General features: G+C 44.6%; 15 protein-coding genes. 13 read left to right on the top strand and 2 right to left on the bottom strand.

Annotated elements, in window-relative coordinates; translation table 11 throughout:
* Positions 1-4 precede the first annotated feature (4 nt).
* On the top strand, positions 5-1,585 hold the full coding sequence (locus tag JMX70_RS04220; RefSeq protein ID WP_201589874.1) for an MATE family efflux transporter: 1,581 nt from the start codon (positions 5-7) through the stop codon (positions 1,583-1,585).
* Between the two features lie 63 nt (positions 1,586-1,648).
* Here the strand turns inward: JMX70_RS04220 and JMX70_RS04215 are convergent, their stop codons facing one another.
* The gene (locus tag JMX70_RS04215) at positions 1,649-2,398 is read right to left on the bottom strand and encodes an aspartate/glutamate racemase family protein (RefSeq protein ID WP_265089127.1); all 750 of its coding nucleotides are present in this window, start codon (positions 2,396-2,398) and stop codon (positions 1,649-1,651) included.
* A gap of 278 nt (positions 2,399-2,676) precedes the next feature.
* On the opposite strand from JMX70_RS04215, the gene JMX70_RS04210 reads away from it, so the two are divergent.
* The 9 genes from JMX70_RS04210 (at position 2,677) to JMX70_RS04170 (ending at position 13,807) form a co-directional block, all read left to right on the top strand.
* Entirely contained in the window at positions 2,677-2,931 is a 255-nt protein-coding gene (locus tag JMX70_RS04210; RefSeq protein WP_068405768.1) for a DUF2798 domain-containing protein, read from the top strand.
* A 115-nt stretch (positions 2,932-3,046) separates the two neighbouring features.
* On the top strand, positions 3,047-4,153 hold the full coding sequence (locus tag JMX70_RS04205; protein ID WP_201589869.1) for a DUF2157 domain-containing protein: 1,107 nt from the start codon (positions 3,047-3,049) through the stop codon (positions 4,151-4,153).
* A complete protein-coding gene (locus JMX70_RS04200; RefSeq protein ID WP_201589867.1) occupies positions 4,143-5,339 on the top strand; it encodes a DUF4401 domain-containing protein in 1,197 nt (398 codons plus the stop codon). The genes JMX70_RS04205 and JMX70_RS04200 overlap by 11 nt, the downstream gene beginning before the upstream one ends.
* A complete protein-coding gene (locus tag JMX70_RS04195) occupies positions 5,336-5,962 on the top strand; it encodes a GDYXXLXY domain-containing protein (RefSeq protein WP_201589865.1) in 627 nt (208 codons plus the stop codon). Before JMX70_RS04200 ends, JMX70_RS04195 begins: the two co-directional genes overlap by 4 nt.
* 159 nt (positions 5,963-6,121) lie before the next feature.
* Entirely contained in the window at positions 6,122-7,099 is a 978-nt protein-coding gene (locus JMX70_RS04190) for a zinc-binding dehydrogenase (RefSeq protein ID WP_193030373.1), read from the top strand.
* A 251-nt stretch (positions 7,100-7,350) separates the two neighbouring features.
* The gene (locus JMX70_RS04185; protein ID WP_227671180.1) at positions 7,351-8,286 is read left to right on the top strand and encodes a zinc-binding dehydrogenase; all 936 of its coding nucleotides are present in this window, start codon (positions 7,351-7,353) and stop codon (positions 8,284-8,286) included.
* Positions 8,287-8,339: 53 nt separating this feature from the next.
* On the top strand, positions 8,340-9,344 hold the full coding sequence (locus tag JMX70_RS04180) for a YhdH/YhfP family quinone oxidoreductase (RefSeq protein ID WP_201589863.1): 1,005 nt from the start codon (positions 8,340-8,342) through the stop codon (positions 9,342-9,344).
* A gap of 195 nt (positions 9,345-9,539) precedes the next feature.
* A complete protein-coding gene (locus JMX70_RS04175) occupies positions 9,540-11,171 on the top strand; it encodes a site-specific DNA-methyltransferase (RefSeq protein ID WP_201589861.1) in 1,632 nt (543 codons plus the stop codon).
* A complete protein-coding gene (locus tag JMX70_RS04170) occupies positions 11,162-13,807 on the top strand; it encodes a DEAD/DEAH box helicase (protein ID WP_201589859.1) in 2,646 nt (881 codons plus the stop codon). Before JMX70_RS04175 ends, JMX70_RS04170 begins: the two co-directional genes overlap by 10 nt.
* Before the next feature lie 288 nt (positions 13,808-14,095).
* Here JMX70_RS04170 and guaA read toward each other — a convergent pair whose 3' ends face one another.
* Positions 14,096-15,706: a glutamine-hydrolyzing GMP synthase gene (gene guaA, locus JMX70_RS04165; protein WP_201589857.1), complete on the bottom strand. Its 1,611-nt coding sequence runs from the start codon at positions 15,704-15,706 to the stop codon at positions 14,096-14,098.
* A gap of 402 nt (positions 15,707-16,108) precedes the next feature.
* Here guaA and JMX70_RS04160 point away from each other — a divergent pair, with 402 nt between their 5' ends.
* From JMX70_RS04160 to JMX70_RS04150, 3 genes are read left to right on the top strand one after another with little or no spacing between them, the layout of a single operon-like run.
* Positions 16,109-17,851 (top strand): FAD-binding oxidoreductase, encoded by a 1,743-nt coding sequence (locus JMX70_RS04160; RefSeq protein WP_201589854.1) that lies wholly within the window; start codon positions 16,109-16,111, stop codon positions 17,849-17,851.
* A gap of 24 nt (positions 17,852-17,875) precedes the next feature.
* Positions 17,876-19,582 (top strand): glycerol-3-phosphate dehydrogenase/oxidase, encoded by a 1,707-nt coding sequence (locus JMX70_RS04155; RefSeq protein WP_201589851.1) that lies wholly within the window; start codon positions 17,876-17,878, stop codon positions 19,580-19,582.
* A gap of 29 nt (positions 19,583-19,611) precedes the next feature.
* Complete coding sequence (locus tag JMX70_RS04150; protein WP_201589848.1) at positions 19,612-21,180, top strand: FGGY-family carbohydrate kinase; 1,569 nt, start codon at positions 19,612-19,614, stop codon at positions 21,178-21,180.

Here is a 21,180-nt window from a genome sequence, read left to right as displayed (position 1 = left end):
AACATTGAGTAAGACAACTACCTCCACTGCTAAAAGCCGTGACCTCACCCAAGGGTCGATTGCCAAAACCATGCTGCTATTTGCCTTGCCAACCCTTGGCTCATCAGCCTTGCAGTCGTTGAACGGCTCGATTAATGCCGTCTGGGTAGGTCGGTTTTTAGGGGAAGAAGCGCTGGCGGCGACGGCAAACGGCAATATATTGATGTTTATTCTCATCTCCTTCGTTTTCGGTTTTGGTATGGCGGCGACTATTTTGATTGGTCAAGCTATGGGGCGCCGTAACGACACGACGGTGAAAAGAACCATGGGCACGGCGCTGGGTAGTATTATTCCTATCAGTATATTGGTGTCGGCAATCGGCTGGATATTTGCGCCGTTGCTACTTGAGCTGCTTGGGACACCAGCAAGTGCGGTAGAGCTTGCGCTGACCTATCTGCGGATGATTTTTGTAGCGATGCCTGTCACTTTAACTTTTACGCTAATCATGATGGCGCTGCGCGGAACGGGCGACTCTACCACGCCGCTTTGGTTTATCATTATTTCGGTGATTATCGACCTGATTTTGACGCCGGTGCTGATTTTGGGTATCGGCCCCTTCCCTAAATGGGGTATCTTTGGCTCGGCTTTTGCAACTGCTGTCGCCAACGCGCTGGCGCTGATTGGCATGATTGTCACTATGTATTTGCGTGGTTCTGTGCTGACACTTAAGTTACCCGAGCTGCGTTTTTTACGCGCAGACCGAGATATCCTAAAGTCGATGTTTTCAAAGGGTCTGCCGATGGGGCTGCAGATGATTGTTATCTCATCAGCAGCGCTCACAATGCTGTCGCTCATTAACCGCGAGGGCGTACAGACAACGGCCGCTTATAGCGCGACGCAGCAGCTTTGGACCTATGTGCAGATGCCAGCGATGGCGCTCAGTGCAGCGGCCAGTGCCATGGTCGCACAAAATATCGGTGCCAATCAATGGAACCGTGTGGCGGGTATCACGCGCTGGGGGCTTATCTTTAACGTGATATTGACGGGCGCTATGATTGGGGTATTAAGCATTTTTGATGAGACTATTTTGGAGCTATTCCTTGGTAGTGACAGCGCCGCCGTGCCGATTGGGCGCCATATTCAGTTGATGGCGACATGGGGCTTTATCTTTTTTGGCATTGCGCAAGTTTTCTTTGGCACCATGCGTGCCAACGGTTATGTGGTTTGGCCGCTTATCGTCATGGTGATTTCGATGTATCCTGTGCGCCTTGGCTTTGCGTTCGGGCTTTATCCATTCCTTGGAGCCGATGCGCTTTGGCTATCGTTTCCAGCTGGCATGGTAGCAACGGCGGTGATGGGCGCGGGATTATATCTATACGGCGGCTGGCGCAAAGGTAAAAATATGCCAGCCGAAGAAGCAGCGCAAAGGTCGGAGGAGTTTCGCGCTCATACCGGTACCAGCGCCTCGTTTCGTGATATTTTACCGACTACGGTGTGGAAGCTCTCGCCTTTACGCCGTATTACAAGGCTGCGTCGTCGACTACAAAAACGCCTGCAAAAACACCGTATGAGAAGAAAACATAAACGTTCCTCGCGCGGTTTATAGGTAGTCAATGCAATGGGTTTAAGTTCAACCGTTTTAAAATTAACTATTTTAAAATCACTAACCTTAAAACCAAGAACTTAATAAAAAATCCACTGCTGCTGCTGCATGAATTGCAGTGGTATCAAATACGGAAATGGGGCTGTCTGCTTGCTGAATCAGCAGTCCAATTTCGGTACAGCCCAAAATGACGCCCTTTGCGCCTTTATCTGCTAAATTTTTAGTCACTTGCTGATAATACTGACGTGAGCTATCAAGTAGCTGACCTTGACACAGCTCCTCATAAATAATGCGATGTACCTCTGCCCGTGCGCCTGTCTCTGGTATCAACACTTGCAAACCTGCATCTATCAAACGCTGTTTATAAAAATTCTCTGTCATGGTGAACTGCGTGCCAAGTAGCGCAACTTTGGTTAGCCCTTGCTGCTTAATCGCCGCAGCGGTGACATCAGCAATATGAATAATCGGTAAGTTGGTAGCGGCTTGAACGTCATCGACGACTTTATGCATGGTATTAGTCGCGATAAGCAAACCTTGCGCGCCAGCCGCTTGCAGACGTTTGCCGCTATTGGCCAATACTTTACCCATTTCATCCCATGCGCCTTGTGCTTGCAGCGCCTCAATCGGTGCAAAGTCCACGCTATGAATCAGTAAATCTGCTGAATGTAAATTGCCAAGTCTAGCTTTGATACCTTCATTTATCAGTCGATAATAGCTTTCGGTACTCTCCCAACTCATGCCGCCGATGATGCCAAGCGTTCTTTGTTTACATGAGTTTTTGGATAAATATTTTTCTACGTTCTGCGCTAAATTAATTTAATTGGCAGACATTTTTATCCTTATAGAGTTGTTTTGGACAGTGCTAAGTTTACTTCATCAGCATGAATGGCGACAAATTATTAAAACTGAATGATAACAATATAATAAGGCGAACTTGATGATTGATAATAACCATTTTACCTCGCCGTCATCACGCGTTATCATAGTCGCCGCTAAGCATGAGCAATGCTTTGTCTCATCTTCTCTCATCGCAAAATATCACGTTTACAGCAGCAGTGAAACGTGGCTCTCATCAAGCAGGACAACAGAATATTATGGCAAACTTCCCGACCGTCAGAATACGCACGCGGCGCAAATACTATCGGCTGATTTTCACCTTTTTAATGGCGCTGATGATGTCGACGATTATCTCGACGGCCCTGCTACTGATCAATGTAGGATTTGTCGAAGGCTTTTTTATCACGCTGTTTAATTCGTGGAAATATGCCTTTATGGTCGCTTGGCCGAGCGCCTATATTTGCGCCTATTTAATCCAAGAGCACCTGCTGAGTAGGATTGAGTTTTATTAAAACCTTTATAAAAGTTAGTAAACCATAAAATTTAGTAACTTATAAACTTTAGTACATTATGCCAGCGTAAAAACAGCTAAGATAGCCTAAAACTGTTTTTTAATCAGAGGCGACTATGAGCCACGCACGGCGTACTATCGAGCAGTTACTGCAGCAAGATATTCTCCCTCTTAAAAATACCGAGGCGGCAGCAACGCACCTAGAAGTCTATCCTAGCAAACGCACCTGGCTGATATTTTTTGATAAAGCGCTGCTGATTATTGGCACGGTGGCGCTGGTACTATCCCTTGTGTTCTTTATCGCCTATAACTGGCAAAGCTTGGGCAAAATAGGTAAATTCGCCTTGGTTGAAGGGGCGCTGGTGATTACCATCGCGCTTTATGTCGCACTGTCTTTTAGGCGACAATTTCAACTGATTCGGCAGTTATTGTTGCTTATCGCTAGTATTATTACCGGTAGCTTATTGGCGCTATTTGGGCAGATCTATCAAACAGGCGCTGATACTTGGCAGCTTTTCTTTGCTTGGGCGATACTGATTACACCTTGGGTCGTTATCGCCCGTTTCCCTGCGCTCTGGCTGCTTTGGTTAGGGCTAATCAATGCATTTTTGCTACTCTATTTAGATGTCGCAAATCTACAATTTATTAAATATAGCCTGCAAAACATCTCTCAAGTAGCCATCCTTGCGCTATTTAATTTTATTGCCTTTTATAGTTGGCTGATTGGTTTCGATAATAAAACTTCTTCTTCTATTCCCTATCTGTTTCATCGCATTAACGTTAAAAAATCCACTGCTCAAATAAACAGCGCTCAAACCAATTCCAGCTTGCATTGGAGCACTTATGTCGTCGGTTTCTTAAGCACGTTTTTTATGACGTATCTGGCGATTGTCACGGTCTTTGATAATGGCAATATCTGGGCAACGCTTATCGCTATCATAGTGTGGTTAGGTTGGTGCGGCTTTATGTTTTGGCAATTTTATCAGCGCCGTCTTGATTTACTGATGCTGACTTACTTGTCTTCTTCTATCATTACTGTGGTGATGTTTTGGGTCGGTAAATGGCTGTTGGATGGTTTTGACGCGGGTGGGTTTTTGATATTAGCCTTGCTACTTATTGGCATGAGCTCGTCGGCAGTTATGTGGCTACGTAAAATTGCCCGTATCAAGAAAGTTGACACTGCTCCTCATACTGTAATCAAGGGGAACAGCGATGAACAATGAGATGAGCAATGAGATGAATAATAATAATATCAACCATAACGAACAAAATCGTGACCTTTTGCTATTGCAACAGCAGGGATTGATCGACGCGCAAAATGTCAGTGATAAGCTTTTAAATAGTGCAGCATCTGAAGCGCACAGCCCGTGGTTTATCAGCTTACTTTTTGGTATGAGTGGTCTTTTAGCCAGTCTATTTTTTATAGGGTTTTTGACCTTATTATTAGATAACACCGGTTTGCTGGATAGTACGCTAGCGGTATTTATTACTGGCGGCATATTAAGCGTTATTGGCGGGTTTCTATTTTATAACGCCCGTATACGCCATAGCCCTTTTTGGAATAGCTTAGCCTTTGCGATTACGCTAGCAGGTCAAGGTTATATTGCCTATGCTTTACTGGCCAGTGAGATTACAGAGCCACTCAATATAGGGCTATTGCTCCTTGTGCAACTGTTGATGACTGTTGCTATACCCAATTTTATCTATCGTTTATTGAGCGCAACCTTAGCCTTAAGCTGCCTGTTTTACTTATTAAATTATTATCATTTATCTGAAATAAGCTTAGGATTATTGGCATTAATCACTAGCGTGACTCATTTACAACGCTATAGGCTTGCTGCTTTTATCCCGACCAAATGGCGAATGAACGCTCTAGAAATTACCAATGCTATTGGCTATGCGAGCGCCTATGTTTTGCTCAGTGTTTCCGTCTATTTTATCGCTGCTGAATATGGCAATAGCTTTGATAGCCTTGATAGTTACGGTGAAGCCTTTAGCTATAACTACTACCTAGCCCAAGGGCTATTAACGCTTGCCAGCCTTTATGCCGCTTATCTCATTTTAAAGCGCTATCAGGTCAAATTGCGATCAACAGCAGGACTGCTCATTAGCGCTGCGATTGTACTACTTGGGATCATGTCTATTTATGTCTCAGGCTTATTGGCCACCAGTTTGATTATTATCATTGCTACTGCTAATAGCCAACGCGTGCTGTTAGGACTGGGCGTTATCGCCTCGGTCGGTTATATCTTTTGGTATTACTATCAGCTCGATACGTCTTTATTGGTCAAGTCTGCCTCTATGCTGGTCATCGGTATCGCACTACTTCTGCTGCGCTGGCTGCTTATCAAAGGCTATTTTGCGCAGATAAAATCAAGCGCTAACGATCATCAGGAGCGGCTGTCATGAATGATAAAATTTTGACCAAGCGCTTGCTTAAAGCCACATCAAAGACCCATTGGCTACAAAAACCGGCAGTCACGATTATTATTGGCCTTCTTGGATTGGCGCTCGTATTGGTGGTGATGACGAGGAATATTATTAAATATGAAGCCCATCTTACGACTGGCGATACGGTATTATTAGCGCTTGCACCCGTTGATCCACGCGGCTTTATGCAGGGCGACTATATGACGCTTAGCTATGCGCTAGAGCGTGACGTATTTGCCGCCTTAAATAAAGACCCCGGTAGCTATCCTATTAACGAACAAGGCTATGTCATTGTCGCTTTAGACCAACATAATGTCGGACAGTTTAAGCGCTTAGCGGCTAATCAGCCTAGAAATCTAGCCTCTAATGAGATGGCGCTTCACTACCGTATCCGTAACGGCGTAATGCAGCTTGCGACCAATGCTTTTTTCTTCCAAGAAGGTGATGGCGAAGCATTTGAGGCAGCAGAATATGGGCTATTTCGGATTAATGATAAAGGGGAGCCGCTACTGACCAATTTAGTAGATGACGATTTTAAGGTTATTAGTCCAGAGCAGGCACATGCAGAACAAATAACCACAGAACAAACTGCTAATGATTAATGAAACCAACTAAATGCTGCTCACTTAACGCTGACTACTTTGCTTTACCAAAGTAATATTGCGATAAGCAAGCTGGGTTTGCTACTGTTGATGGCTACAAATTTATTCGCTTGTCAAAAACATTTGAAAAAAACGTAACAATTAAAAAAAGGATTTATTATGCGTAGTGCAACTTATGATCATTTTGGCAAACCAACTGAAGTATTAAGCCTCGGCGACCGTCCTATCCCCGAGCCAAAAGCCAATGAAGTGCGCGTCAAAACCATTCTCGCCTCCATCCATAACCATGACCTGCTTACCATTCGCGGTCAGTATGGCTTTAAACCTGAAATGCCGGCTATCGGTGGTAGCGAAGCGTTAGGTATTATTGATGCCGTTGGTAGTGAAGTTAAAGACTTAAAAGTCGGGCAACGCGTGGCGGCTGCCAGTGTACAAGCAACGTGGGCAGAGTATTTTGTCGCATCAGCGGATATGGTGTTTCCTATCCCTGATAGTTTAGAAGATGAAATGGCCGCGCAGCTGATTGCCATGCCGCTGAGTGCGTTGATGCTATTAGAGTTCTTAGAAGTAGAAAGCGGTCAATGGGTTATTCATAATGCCGCCAACGGTGCCGTTGGTAAATCGCTTGCCATGCTAGCGGCGGCGCGCGGCGTCAAAACCATTAATCTGGTAAGAAGTGACGATGCCATAAAAGAGTTAGATACTCTCGGTATCAAAAACAATATCAACACCTCAGATGATGACTGGAAAGAGCAAGTCAAAGCGATCGTCGGTAATGATAAAATCAGTGCGGCGGTGGATTCGGTCGGCGGTGAAAATAGTGGCGATTTGTTATCGTTACTCGGTCATGGTGGCACCTTCGCCGCCTTTGGGGCGATGTCGGGCAGACCTATGGTCATCAATCCTACCCATATGATTTTCAAGCAAGCGGTGATGAAAGGCTTTTGGGGCAGTAAGCTCAGTCAAGAGATGAGTGTGGAGAATAAGCAGCGCCTAGTGAATGAGCTGATCGATAGAGCGGTAGACGGACAATTAAAACTGCCTGTAGAAGCGGTATTTGATTTGGCCGACATCGTAAAAGCGGTCGATGGCAAATTGCAGTCAGGCAAAAAAGGTAAGGTACTGCTAAAACCTTGAATTATTATTCATTTATTATTTAGCTAACCTTCGTTTTATGGACAATGGCAGCGTTCTTTATTAAGAGCGCTGCCATTTTTTATGGCGACTTTTTCTAACCTATCTCTTATAGCCTACTGCGCAATATCTTGATAAATAGCAACAACGTTCCTTTACCAAAGTCAGGTTGCAGCTCGCAAGACCCGCTTGTTAAGGTTGATGAGCAATTATCTAGCGCAACTTATAACGAATTTGGCAAACCTTCAGAAGTACTGAGTATCACCGACAGCCCTACCCCAGAACCCAAAAACAACGAAGTCTGTATCAAAACCATCCTGTCCTCTATTCACAATCACGACATCGTGACCATAAAAGGCGAATACGGTCATAAACCTGTTTTGCCTGCCACTGGTGGCTCTGAGGCGGTTGGTACGATTGATGCGTTAGGTAAAGAAGTCAAAGGTTTTGAACAAGGTCAGCGCGTAGTCGTGTCTGGCGTATCAGGCACTTGGGCGGAATATTTTGTTGCTCCGGCAAAAAGCCTTATCCCTATTCCAGACGCCATCGATGATGAAATGGCCGCCCAGTTAATTGCCATGCCGATGAGTGCGTTGCTGTTGATTGAATTTTTAAATATTAAGCCCGGTCAATGGCTTATCCAAAACGCCGCCAATGGGGCGGTCGGTGAATCGATGGCGATGCTCGCGCCTGAGCGTCATATCAATACGATCAACTTGGTGCGCAGTAAAGAGTCAGAACAAGAGCTTATCGAGCTTGGTATCACTGACAATAACGTCGTGACCGATGATGACGACTGGAAAGAGCAAGTACAAAAAATCGTTGGTGACGCCAAAATAAGCGGCGCGGTCGATGCGGTCGGCGGCAAATCAGGCGGCGAGCTGCTGTCCCTACTCGGTAAGCATGGCGCAATGGCATCATTGGGGTCGGTATCTGGCGAACCACTGATGCTAAACCCAAGCAATCTTATTTTCAATTTGACTAAAGTTAAAGGCTTTTGGGCAAGCGATTTGATGCAAGAAATCAGCGCCGATGATAAACAGCGTTTAATTAAAGAGCTGATTGAGCGTGCCTCAAGCGGTATCCTAAAATTACCTACTGGCGGCATCTATAATTTAGACGATATTCAAAAAGCGGTTTCAGAAGACGTCCAATCGGAGAAAAAAGGTAAGATATTGATTGAGCCTTAAGCTGCTTGTGCAAAGAGCATTTACTATAAAAGCAATAAAAAAGGATTCAGACAATGTCGAATAACAAAACCTTTAAAGCCTTAGTGGTTCACGAAACCAGCAACGGTGAATTTGAAAAAAGTATTGAGCAGCGCAGTGCCAGTGACTTTCCTGAAAATGATTTATTAATCGAAGTCCATTATTCATCATTAAATTTCAAAGACGCGATGTCAGCATCCGGCAATAAAAGAATTACCAAACAATACCCGCACACACCCGGTATTGATGCCGCAGGCGTGGTGGTAAGCGATAAGTCTGGCACATTTTCCGAAGGCCAAGAAGTCGTGGTCTTTGGCTATGATTTGGGCATGGATACCGATGGTGGCCTCGCTCAGATGATATCTATCCCTGCCGATTGGGCGGTCGAATGCCCGTCATCGCTCACACTAAAAGAAGCGATGATCTATGGTACGGGCGGTTTAACCGCAGCGTTAAGTGTGCAAAAGCTTGAGAAAATGGGCGCAAAACCTGAAGACGGTCCAGTCGCGGTGACAGGTGCAACGGGCGGCGTCGGTAGTATCAGCATCGCCATATTAAGTCAGCTTGGTTATGAGGTCATCGCCTTTTCTGGCAAGCCTGAGCAAAGTGACTATCTAAAAGAGCTTGGTGCAAGCGAAGTCCGTCATCGCGATACCATCAATGAGATCGGCGATAAACCTGTCGGTCGTGAGCTCTGGGCCAATGCTATCGATACCGTCGGCGGTGACTATTTAGCGAATCTACTTAAGCAAACCAAAGCAGGCGGCGCGGTGACGTCTTGTGGTCTCGCTGCTTCCGCTGAATTCTCCATGACGGTATTACCGTTTATCACTCGCGGCGTGTCCCTACTCGGTATCGATTCGGTCTATATTTCCCTTGATGATAAAAAGGCGATTTGGCAGCGTGTCGCCACTGATATGAAATTGCCTAATCTTGATAATTACGGCGAAGAGATTACCCTTGAGCAAACGCCTGAGTACTTAGATCGCTTTATGGCGAGTCAGACGGTTGGGCGTTATGTGGTGAATGTGCAGGGTTAGTTTTTGGTTTGGAAACTAGGTTTTTAGATAATGGCAGCGCTCCTTTTGGGGTGCTGCTTTTTTTATGACTCGAATTTGTGACTATTCAAAACTGTAAAGTAACTGTGAAATTAGACAAAGATAGTATTAAAATGTTCTGAGACATATACTAACCATATCAAATAGAAACAAACTCATATGACTAAAGGGATATAAATGCCAACACTCAATTGGATTGGTAAAGAAGCAGTAGAAAAGCACCATAAAGAAGTACCATTTCGCTTATTAGAACCTGTAGAAGCGTTATCTTGCGGGGATGCTGATAGCGGGAACCTCATTGTGCAAGGTGATAATTTAGATGCCCTCAAGGCCTTATTGCCACGCTATGCTGGAAAAGTAAAGTGTATCTATATTGACCCGCCCTATAATACGGGTAATGAAGGCTGGGTGTATAACGATAATGTGAATAGTCCGGAAATTAAAAAATGGCTAGGTGAAGTTGTGGGTAAAGAAGGCGAAACCTTAGACCGTCATGATCGCTGGTTGTGTATGATGTATCCACGGTTATTATTGTTAAAGCAGTTCTTAACTGAGGATGGTGTTATTTTTGCATCGATTGACGATAATGCACATTGCTACTTGAGATTTCTTCTTGATGAAATATTTGGCTCAAATTGTTATAAAAATACAATAGCAGTTAGACGTGGGATAAAAAATGTACAAGCACAATTTGATGATTGGAGCGCTCTTGCTGTAGGTCATGAATATATCTTAATGTATTCAAAAAACAAAAGTACTCGTTTACCAAAGCTAATGTTAGAGCATGAAGTTGAAAAACCTGGGAAATGGGATACTTTTTGGCGTGGTACTGATAGACCAACAATGAGATATAAACTATTTGAATTCACTCCTGATAAAGGTCAGTGGCGTTGGGAACGCGGAAGAGCGACTAAAGCTCAGAAGAACTACGAGTATTATCTTAATAATATTCAAGACGATATGAGTTTAGATGAATGGTTTATTGAAAACCTTACTGCTAATAACTCAAAGTTAGATTTCGTGCGCGAGAATGACCAAGGAAGTATTCAGTATTACGTCCCACCTAGTAGCGGAAAAATACTGAGTGATAATTGGATGGATATATTACTCAGTGGGACTGAAACCACTTTTGAGACAGAGAAAAGTATAAAAATAATAGAGCGTATTATCTCTTGGATAACGAAAGAAGGAGATGTCATTTTAGATTCTTTTGCTGGTTCAGGTACAACCGCACACGCCGTAATGGCAGTTTCACATAGAGAAGACTGCAAGAGAGATTTCATTGCGATAGAAATGGTAGAAAATATCTCTAAAAATATTCTTATACCTAGGCTAAAAAATGCTGTAACTGGCTACACCAAAGGAAAGAAGGAAATTCCACCATTAGGTGGCGGCTTTCAAGTTCTTAAATTATCAAAGTCGTCGCTTTTTAGTTCTGATGGTCAAATTCGCTCCGACGTTACCTTTAAGCAGTTAGCCGAATTTGTATGGTTTATAGAAACAGGAACTGGCTTAAATCAGTCTGATTTAAAAGCTACGGATAAAAAAAGTAGTACGCCCTATCTTGGGCAATACAAAGATAGAGCAATGTTTTTACTGTATAACGACATCTTAAAAGATAAATCTGACGCTGGCGGTAATGTACTAAATGGTAGAACTCTTGAGCTACTAGAAGAGGCTTTGCCAGACTTTAAAGGACAAAAGATTGTCTATGGTGCTCGCACACGGTTTGATAAAACAAAACTAGCCAGACTGAATATTACTTTTCACCAACTCCCTTATGAATTGGCGGTTAAAACATGGTTCTAAATAATAAATCACTAAAAGACTATCAAAAAAACTTACTTGCAGATTACTCAAGCTATCTATACCGCTGTAGAGAGTTGAAAGACCCTGCTGCCGCCTTTGCAGAATCTACCCAGTTGATGACTTCTGGTCTAGCTCAGCCTTACCATCCATTGCCAGAGATGGATCATGTGCCTTATGTCTGTCTTCGAGTGCCCACTGGTGGCGGAAAAACACGCATAGCAGGACAATCTATAAAGCGTGTGAATGAGGCATTTTTAGCGACAGAACATTCTCTAGTGCTGTGGTTAGTACCTTCAGACCCTATACGCGAGCAGACCTTGTATGCGCTCAAAACTGAGGGAGAAATGCTTCATCAAGATATGCGTCACTTATTTGGTGCCGTCAACGTCTTAGATATCAACGAAGCCTTGTACGTGCAGCCTGCTACGCTAAATACAGGTAATACTATTATTGTCGCGACTATGCAGAGCTTTAAGCGTGATACAGATGACGGTTTACGAGTGTATCGTCAAAACGGTGCCCTTATGCCACATTTTGAAGGGGTAAGTAATGAGCAAAAAGGCGAGCACTCGTTAGTAGATGTTATCCGCTTGCGACGACCTTACGTTATTGTAGATGAGGCGCATAACCAAGGTACTCAATTAGCGACTGACACGCTCAAACGTTTTAATCCTAGCTGTATATTAGAACTTACCGCAACGCCAGATAGATCTCATCAACCCTCTAACGTCTTACGTAGTGTTTCTGCTGCTACTTTGCAGTCAGAAGATATGTTAAAGCTACCATTAGAGTTAGCCATTCATCCAGAGTGGCGCGTTTCATTGACAGAAGCAATCGCTCGGTTACGCCAACTAGAAAAGAATGCTGAACAAGAAAAACAACTCACTGGTGAAATCATAGACCCAGTCGTTATGCTGATACAGGCTGAACGGACGGCTAAGAACAAAGAAACGTTCACACCAGATAAAGTAAAACAACACTTGATTGAGGACTTTAATATTGCCGAAGAGGCGATAGCTATTGCAACGGGCGCTATCGATGACTTAAAGGGCAAGAAGCTAGGAGATCCTGACTATCCGCAGTTTATTATTACCGTTGATAAACTACGTGAAGGCTGGGACTGTCCGAATGCGTACGTTTTGTTTTCGTTCAGAAATACTACTTCTGCTACCGCAGTAGAGCAAGTGCTTGGTCGAATATTACGTATGCCTCACGTTGTACGTAAAAATAAAGAAGCGCTCAATCGCAGTTATGCCTATGTTGTTTCAAGCGAGCTTGCCACGACTGTTCAGAATTTAAAAGATGGTTTGGTGCAAAGTGGTTTTGAGCGTTTAGAAGCGAAAGATTTAATAGTCGATCGAAGTGAAGAGCATAATGGCGATTTATTTTCGCAACCTACCGATTTGATTATCCCGTTGCCTGAACATGATGGATTGTTGTCCCTTCCTGATGAGGACTCAGTGTTAGGATTACCCAAATCTTTACGTGAGAAAATTGAAATTTCGCCAGAAACTTCTACATTGACCATAAAACAAGGTGCAACCTCTAAACAGATTCAGCAGATATCAGAAACCTTTAAACAGCCAGATATAGCAGAATCGATAAAGGAACAACTAAATACAGCGCTTGCCATTCAAGCCGCGCCCATAAAAGAACTAACGCCTGCAGAAAAAGGGGTTTCAGCTAGAATACCTTTACTTAGCTATACTCAGTTTAGTTTTTTTGACGTTTTTGATGAAACGCCACTATTAGATGCTGACTGGGAAATATCAGACTTCGACTACAAGCTAACAGATTCTGAGTTTTCTCCAGATATAGAAACTATGCGACGTGCTTCACTAAGTATTTCTCAATTAGAAAAAGTAGAATGTGATGTTTATGACCAAATGGATAGTCAACTCGCGCTTTTTGGCAAAGAACAAGGTTGGCAAGTAACAGATCTTATATATTGGCTAGATAGAAATCTATATTTTCCATACTCTGAACGGGATGTAAAAGTTGCTTGGCTGAATGCTGCTGTTTCTTACTTAATGGACGAAAAGAATTTTACATTAGACGAATTAGCGTACCGTAAGTTTCGTTTGCGAGGGGCACTGCAAAGGAAAATGGCTGCAGGACTGGTAGAAGTGAAACAACGTGTTTTTGATAATTTGTTTGATGATGAAGATAAATTTGAAGTCAGAAATGAACATGCCATTACTTTTGAACAAGGTCGCTATGGTTATGACAGTATTTACAACGGTCTAATTCCTTTAAAAAAGCATTTTTTTAAGGCTATTGGTAACCTTAAGGATAAAGGAGAAGAGTTTGAATGCGCCGAATACATTGCGCATCAAATGCAGGGAGTCGAATGGTGGGTACGAAACGTAGAAAAAAAACCTACTTCTTTTTGGCTACAAACAGCTTCTGATAAATTCTATCCTGATTTTGTTGTTCAGCTTACAAGCGGAGTAATCTTAGCTATTGAGTATAAAGGAAAGGATCGCTCTGTAGAGATGGGTAATCGAGACAGTATAGAAAAGAAACGTATTGGAGATTTATGGGCAAAACGCAGCAATGGCACTTGTGGCTTTGTATGGGTAGAAAATAAGAACTGGCAAGCTTTGAAAGAAGCGGCTGTAAAATATGGTTCTTAGTAAACCTCTAATTAATTTAAATGAGCTACTTTCAATAACCGTTCAATCCACGACTTGTAGAGCGTTTTAGTCTCGATTGCAGCGGTTATCCTTGTTTGAGCACTAGATTGCAGCGACTTAGCTCGCGGTGGTATCGCGGTAGCAGGAACACAGCGAGCTTTAGTCGGTGCTCTAGTTGGCAGACAAGATAATAGCAGAAAGCGAGAATAGCTCCAGAAATTCCAAAGCAAAAAAAACACCCAACCAAGTTGAGTGTTTTTTTTATTTCAGCTAAAGACTAAGTAGATATTACTCCCATTCAATCGTCGCAGGCGGCTTGCTCGACACATCATAAGTCACGCGTGAGACGTCAGCGATTTCATTCATAATGCGGTTCGATACCGTTTCAATCAAATCATACGGCAGATGGGCAAAGCGCGCGGTCATAAAGTCGACAGTCTCAACCGCACGTAGCGCAATCACCCACGCATAACGGCGGCCATCACCAACCACCCCGACCGATTTAATTGGTTGAAATACCGCAAAGGCTTGTGCGGTCTTATCATACCAGCCTGAGCGCTCAAGCTCTTGCATAAATATGGCATCGGCAAGGCGGAGGATATCAGCGTATTCTTTCTTCACTTCACCTAAGATGCGCACGCCTAGACCTGGTCCTGGGAACGGATGACGATAGATCATTTTGGCTGGCAAGCCTAAAGTAATACCGAGTTTACGCACTTCGTCTTTAAACAGGTCGCGTAGTGGTTCAATAAGCTTAAAAGCTAAATCATCAGGTAGACCGCCGACGTTATGGTGGCTCTTAATCACGTGCGCTTTGCCTTGGTGCGACTTAGCGGATTCGATGACGTCGGGATAAATCGTGCCTTGTGCTAAGAACTCAATCTCTTTGCCATCGCTCTCTTCGCTGACTTTACGGGCGCTATCAGCAAATACATCAATAAAGGTTTTACCGATGATTTTACGTTTGGCTTCGGGATCTGACTCGCCTGCTAGTGCGTTTAAGAATAAATCTTCGGCATCGACACGGATGACTTTGACGCCCATGTTTTCGGCGAATACTTGCATCACCTGATCGCCTTCATGCAGACGCAATAGGCCATTATCAACAAACACACAAGTGAGCTGATCGCCAATGGCTTTATGCAATAGCGCGGCGACCACCGAACTATCGACCCCGCCTGACAAACCTAGCAATACTTGCTTATCACCGATTTGCTCTTTGAGCTGTGCCACGCGCATATCGATAATATTGTCAGGCGTCCAATCGCCGGCGCAGTCGCAAATCTGATGGACAAAACGACCCAATAACGCTTGACCTTGTAAAGTATGCGTCACTTCAGGGTGGAACTGTAGACCATAGTACTGCTTGTCGTCATTGGCCATAATGGCAATCGGACAGCTCGGCGTACTGGCGATAATATCAAAGCCTTGCGGCGCTTCGATCACTTTATCACCATGACTCATCCAAACGTTTAGCGTGGTCGCGTTGTCTTCACTGACGTGGTCTTCGATACCTTCGGTTAATTTTGAATGACCATCGACATTGATGGTCGCGGCACCAAATTCATGGATATCGCTGGCATGAACTTTACCGCCGAAACGATCCGCCATTGCCTGCATACCGTAGCAAATGCCCAATACTGGCACACCAAGCTCAAACACAGCGTCATTGATACGCGGACTGTTTTCAGCATGCACGCTCTCAGGGCCGCCCGATAGGATGACACCCTTTGCGCCAAAGTCCGTGATGCGCTGGGTGTCGATATCATAAGGGAACATCTCACAAAAAACGCCAGAGTCGCGTACACGGCGAGCAATCAGTTGGCTATATTGCGAGCCAAAATCAAGAATAAGAATACGATCTTCTTTGATAGTAGGGATAGCAGCGGCAGTGGTCATAAATCGATGTCCATCAAGAAAAAATTAGTGCCCTATTTTAACAAGTTTGCGCCTATTAATGGCTATTAGATGGTGAATTATTGACGATTTTTGCGAGATATTACGCCTTGATAAGAATAATACGCCAACGCGAACCCCAATAATGCCGCTACTAAATAAAAGTCATAAATTCTTATTATACAAAAGCCGAGTCTATATGAAATATTTGTTTATATTGTGCTATGCTCAAACGATAAATATGTTTGCTTTAGGATTGGTGATTGGCATCAGCGCTTAATATCGTATGATTTTTACGATAACCCTGAGCCTAATCATTCATCTATGCTGAGTAGAAAAACTGAATCAGCTTTAACCGAATTCTTTAATATAAAACCGTGATAACGAATCGACAGGTATGTCCCTATGAGCATAATCAAATCTCTTATTCGTAAAACCACCAACTTTCCTGCTACCAAAAACACTGATAATAATTTAGAACCTATCCAAAAAAATAATACGGCTACTAATTCGACTGCCAATACGCCTATTGAGCAGACGCGCTGGAACGGTTGGGGCAATGTCAGTATCAATAAAACTGTCTCGCCGCATGGTGCAAAATTAATAAAATCACATATCGGTAAAACCAAAAAACTGTCCTCTGTGAGCTTACAACAGGTACTCAAAACCGTACCAAAATCACGCCTGCCTGCTGCGCTCACCGACCTTAATATCGTCTCAACTGATAAAGAAGTGAGGCTCAGACATGCGCGCGGTCAAAGCTTCCCTGATTGGATAGCGATGCATGGCGGCGACTTTGAAGTATTTCCTGATGGAGTCGCTTTTCCTGAATCGACCGCTGATGTCGAGACTTTATTAACGCTCGCCAATGAGCATGACTTAATTGTCATTCCTTTTGGTGGCGGCACCTCCGTGGTCGGTCATATCAACCCACAAAAGGGTTCACGTCCAGTCCTTACCATCGCCATGAGCAAGATGGATCAGCTGCTTGACTTAGATTTTGAGAGCCAAATCGCAACCTTTGGCGCGGGCACACAAGGGCCAGCTGTCGAAGCGCAATTGGACGCGCACGGTTACCGCCTAGGACATTATCCGCAGTCTTGGGAGCTATCAACGCTTGGTGGTTGGATTGCCGCGCGCTCTAGCGGTCAGCAGTCATTGGGCTACGGACGCATCGAGCAGCTATTTGCCGGTGGTACATTAGTCACTCCGCAAGGTGTGCTCAATATCGCCGATATTCCAGCGTCATCAGCAGGACCTGATTTGCGTGAGATGATGATGGGCACTGAGGGTCGTGCTGGTATTTTTACGACAGTCAAAATGCGTGTACAACCGCAGCCTGAGGAAGAACTGTTTAAAGTGGCTTTCCTGCCTAATTGGGAAGCAGGTAAAGAAGTGCTTAGACAAGCGGTGCAAAAAAATGTTCGCTTATCTATGTTACGTCTCAGTAATGCCGTCGAAACTGATGCGCATCTGCATTTAGGCACGTCACCGAGCCAATTTTTAGCCATTAGCACCTATCTAAAAGCCCGTGGACTAAGCTCAGATAAGGTTATGCTCACTTACGGCGTATCAGGCGATAAAGCGCAGAATAAATTGGCGCTGACACAGTTTAATAAGCTGTTAAAGCAGCACGGTAGTGTCACGGGTAAAATCACTGATATCATGGGCAGTGTTTGGGCGCATGGGCGCTTTAAATTCCCTTATTTGCGTGGCACTTTATGGGACAAAGGCATCATGGTCGATACCTTTGAAACTGCTACTAATTGGAATAATATCGACGAGCAGATGCAGCAGATGCAAGAAGCGGTGCAAAACGCCTTAACAGATGAAAATGAGGCGGTTATGGCCTTTACCCATATCTCACACGTCTATAAGCAAGGTGCGAGCCTTTATACCACTTACTTTTTCCGCGCGGCAAAAGACCATGCGACTACCTTACAGCGCTGGCAAAAAATTAAACATGCTGCCAGTGTTAGCCTTGCTCATGGTAAAGCGACCATCTCGCATCAACACGGCGTTGGCCGTGATCATGCGCCGTATCTTGCCGTCGAAAAAGGAAAGCTTGGCATGCAAGTAACCCATGATATGCTCAAAAGCCTAGACCCTGAACAGCGTATGAACCCAGGTGTATTGCTTGAGAAGTAATAAACCAATTAAGAAGAGTGAGATATGACTCAAACCAAGCAACGCCAACAAGTATTAGCGCCTTTATCTTGTGGCTCGTCTCAAGTAAAACCTTGGGACATGCTTATCATCGGTGGCGGCATTACTGGCGCTGGGATTGCGCGCGAAGCGGCACGGCGCGGCTTAGCAGTATTGTTAATCGAACAAAAAGACTTTGCTTGGGGCACCTCCAGCCGTTCAAGCAAGATGGTACATGGCGGATTGCGCTACATTGCCTCGGGTGATTATAAAACCACCTTGCTGAGCGTGCGCGAGCGTGAGCGTATGCTCAGTGAAGCAAGCGGCCTTGTGAATGAAATGCACTACATCATGCCGCATTATAAAGGCAAGTTTCCGCCGCCATGGATATTTAAAATTTTATTACGCGTTTACGATGGACTGGCGGGCAAGCGCTACTCTAAGTACTTTAAAAAAGATGCCTTTCTTAGCCTGAACCCAAATATCAAACAAGACAAATTTTTGGGTGCCAGTCAATTTAGCGATGCGGTGACCGATGACTCGCGGCTGGTGATGCGCGTCCTTGCTGAGGCGATTCACGACGGCGCGCAGGCGATTAATTACCTAAAAGCCGAAACGTTGATTACCAATCAACAAGGCTTGGTAGTAGGCGCAACGCTTAAAGATACTTCTTCTGAAGACAAAGCTCAAAACAAAGCTCAAAACAAAGCTCAAAACAATGTTCAAAGCAAAGCTCAAAGTTATGATGTTTACGCCAAAGTGGTGGTCAGTGCCACAGGCGCTTGGGCGGATACCTTACGTATGCAGGCCAGTAAGCAAACCGAACAAAGTTTTCATAAGCAAATTCGTCCGTCACGTGGCAGTCACTTGGTCGTGAGCAAAGAGCGTTTGCCAATTAAGCAAGCCTATACCTTTTTGCATCCTGTCGATAAAAGAGCGGTATTTGTCTTCCCATGGGAAAACCGTACCGTCCTTGGTACTACCGATTTGGATCATCCGCCTTTGGATGATAGTGAAGTTGGTATCACGAATGAAGAGGTCGATTATTTATTAACTGCAACCAACACGCTGTTTAACGATGCTCATCTAAACCGAGAGGATGTCATTAGTACGTGGGCAGGCGTGCGTCCGCTGATATCAGAAGGCGGTGACGGTAAGCGCGTGAGCCCTAGTAAAGAAAAGCGCGACCATAGCGTGTGGCTCGATAATAATCTGGTGACCGTCAGCGGCGGCAAGCTAACAACCTTTCGCCTTATTGCTTTAGATGTCCTTGAAAAGTGTCAAGAAGTGCTCGCGCTCGATAAATCTGTCATTCAAAATCAAACCATAAATGGCGATCACGTCTTTAGCGATACCACACCAAGCAATCCTAAATTTTCTACTTTACCAAAAGATCTACAACAACGCTTACAAGGGTTTTACGGCTTACAGCTCGATACTTTGCTTGAACTAGCGCATGACGAAGACATGGCTTATGTCACCGATAGCAATACCATTTGGGCGGAGATTCGCTTTGCCGCGCGCCATGAGCAGGTTATTCATTTAGATGATTTATTATTGCGACGTACACGCTTGGGTTTAATCCTACCGCATGGCGCAATGACGCCGCTTATCAGCACAAGACTAAAGCAAATATGTCAGCAAGAGCTCGGCTGGGATGAGCAAAAGTGGCAACAAGAAGTTGCTCGCTATCAGGACTTGTGGCAGCGCTATTACCATTTGCCTGCGGCTTAATTTATATGACTACATAGTTAAGGACGACTATGACCACGAACCTTGATGACCCTATTTATTTCTTAGCCATTGATAATGGTACCCAAAGTGTTAGAGCGCTTATCTTTAATCAGTTTGGCACTGAGATTGCCAAAGCTCGCGTCCCTATCGAGCCGTATTTCTCTCTCCAGCCCAATTTTGCCGAGCAACATGCCGATTATTATTGGCAAAAGCTAAGCGAGGCTTGTCAGCAGTTGTGGCAAACCAGCGCTATAAGCCCTGAGCAAATCGCAGGCGTCAGCCTCGCCACCCAGCGCTATACCATGATATGTCTGGATAAAGACAAGCAACCGCTGCGCCCTGCTATTGTTTGGATGGATTTGCGCCGCGGCGAAACCAACGATATCGGCTTTCTTAGTCCATTAACCAAAATCATTGGTATGGGCGAACTGGTAAAAGAAGCACAGCAAAAAGCCCGCTGTAATTGGCTTGCACACCATGAGCCAGAGATGTGGGCAAAGACCGCTCATTACGTCAATCTATCAGCGTACCTTACCTATCAGCTCACAGGCGAATTAGCCGATTCCAATGGTCACGCCCTAGGCTATCTGCCTTATGACTATAAAGCCCAAACGTGGATGAAACCTAAAGATCTTAAATGGCGTTTATTTAGCTGTCGACCTGAGCAAATGCCTAAGATAGTGCCGCCAGGTCAGCCACTAGGTCATATCAGCGCAAAGGCAGCTAAAGCCACGGGGATTTTAGAAGGTACGCTGATGATTGCTGCTGCTAGCGATAAAGCTTGTGAAGCTTTAGGCTCTGCCGGTCTGGCAGCAGATACTGCCTGTTTAAGCTTTGGCACTACTGCGACTATCAATACCACGTCGAGCAATTACGTCGAAATCCTTAAGCATATGCCCGCCTACACTGCTGCCGCGCCGAACTACTACAACCATGAGTACATGATCTATCGCGGCTTTTGGATGGTTAGCTGGTTTAAGGAACAATTTGCCCACTATGAAGAGCAGCTAGCAAAGACCCAAGGCATCGATACCGAAAAACTCCTCGATCAGGCAGTTAAAGATATTCCGGCGGGTTGTATGGGGCTGATGATGCAGCCGTATTGGTCACCCGGCGTCCGTCATCCGGGACTTGAAGGTAAAGGTGCGCTCATTGGTTTTGGCGATGTGCACACGCGGGCGCATGTTTATCGCGCTATCTTAGAGGGGCTCGCTTACGAGCTAAAACTTGGCTTTGATACCATTGAAAAGCGTACAGGCAAAACCATCAAGCACCTGCGTGTCTCAGGCGGCGGCTCCCAAAGTGACTCAGCGATGCAGCTTACTGCCGATATCTTTGGTATGCCCGCTTATCGCCCGCACACTTACGAGGCTTCAGGTTTAGGCGCTGCCATCAACTGCGCAGTCGGAATCGGCGTCTATCCCGATCATGCGGTTGCAAGTGAGGCAATGACCCATTTAGGCGATGAATTCTTACCTATTGAGGCCAATGTCCAACTCTACAAACGCCTTTATAATGAGGTTTATCTAAAAATGTATGAGCGCCTAAAACCTTTATATCAAAGCATACAAGATATTACTGGTTATCCTGCAAAGTGA

This window comes from Psychrobacter pulmonis (genome assembly GCF_904846465.1).
In the GTDB taxonomy this organism is placed as follows: Bacteria; Pseudomonadota; Gammaproteobacteria; order Pseudomonadales; family Moraxellaceae; genus Psychrobacter; species Psychrobacter faecalis.
Note: the sequence above shows the minus strand (reverse complement) of the source record. Positions and strands in the feature narration are given on the sequence as shown.

Coding starts and splice junctions, on each gene's coding strand:
- JMX70_RS04195 (WP_201589865.1), top strand. CDS start 5,336: ATGAATGATAAAATTTTGACCAAGCGCTTGCTTAAAGCCACATCAAAG.
- JMX70_RS04160 (WP_201589854.1), top strand. CDS start 16,109: ATGAGCATAATCAAATCTCTTATTCGTAAAACCACCAACTTTCCTGCT.
- JMX70_RS04190 (WP_193030373.1), top strand. CDS start 6,122: ATGCGTAGTGCAACTTATGATCATTTTGGCAAACCAACTGAAGTATTA.
- JMX70_RS04200 (WP_201589867.1), top strand. CDS start 4,143: ATGAACAATGAGATGAGCAATGAGATGAATAATAATAATATCAACCAT.
- guaA (WP_201589857.1), bottom strand. CDS start 15,706: ATGACCACTGCCGCTGCTATCCCTACTATCAAAGAAGATCGTATTCTT.
- JMX70_RS04155 (WP_201589851.1), top strand. CDS start 17,876: ATGACTCAAACCAAGCAACGCCAACAAGTATTAGCGCCTTTATCTTGT.
- JMX70_RS04210 (WP_068405768.1), top strand. CDS start 2,677: ATGGCAAACTTCCCGACCGTCAGAATACGCACGCGGCGCAAATACTAT.
- JMX70_RS04180 (WP_201589863.1), top strand. CDS start 8,340: ATGTCGAATAACAAAACCTTTAAAGCCTTAGTGGTTCACGAAACCAGC.
- JMX70_RS04170 (WP_201589859.1), top strand. CDS start 11,162: ATGGTTCTAAATAATAAATCACTAAAAGACTATCAAAAAAACTTACTT.
- JMX70_RS04175 (WP_201589861.1), top strand. CDS start 9,540: ATGCCAACACTCAATTGGATTGGTAAAGAAGCAGTAGAAAAGCACCAT.
- JMX70_RS04150 (WP_201589848.1), top strand. CDS start 19,612: ATGACCACGAACCTTGATGACCCTATTTATTTCTTAGCCATTGATAAT.
- JMX70_RS04205 (WP_201589869.1), top strand. CDS start 3,047: ATGAGCCACGCACGGCGTACTATCGAGCAGTTACTGCAGCAAGATATT.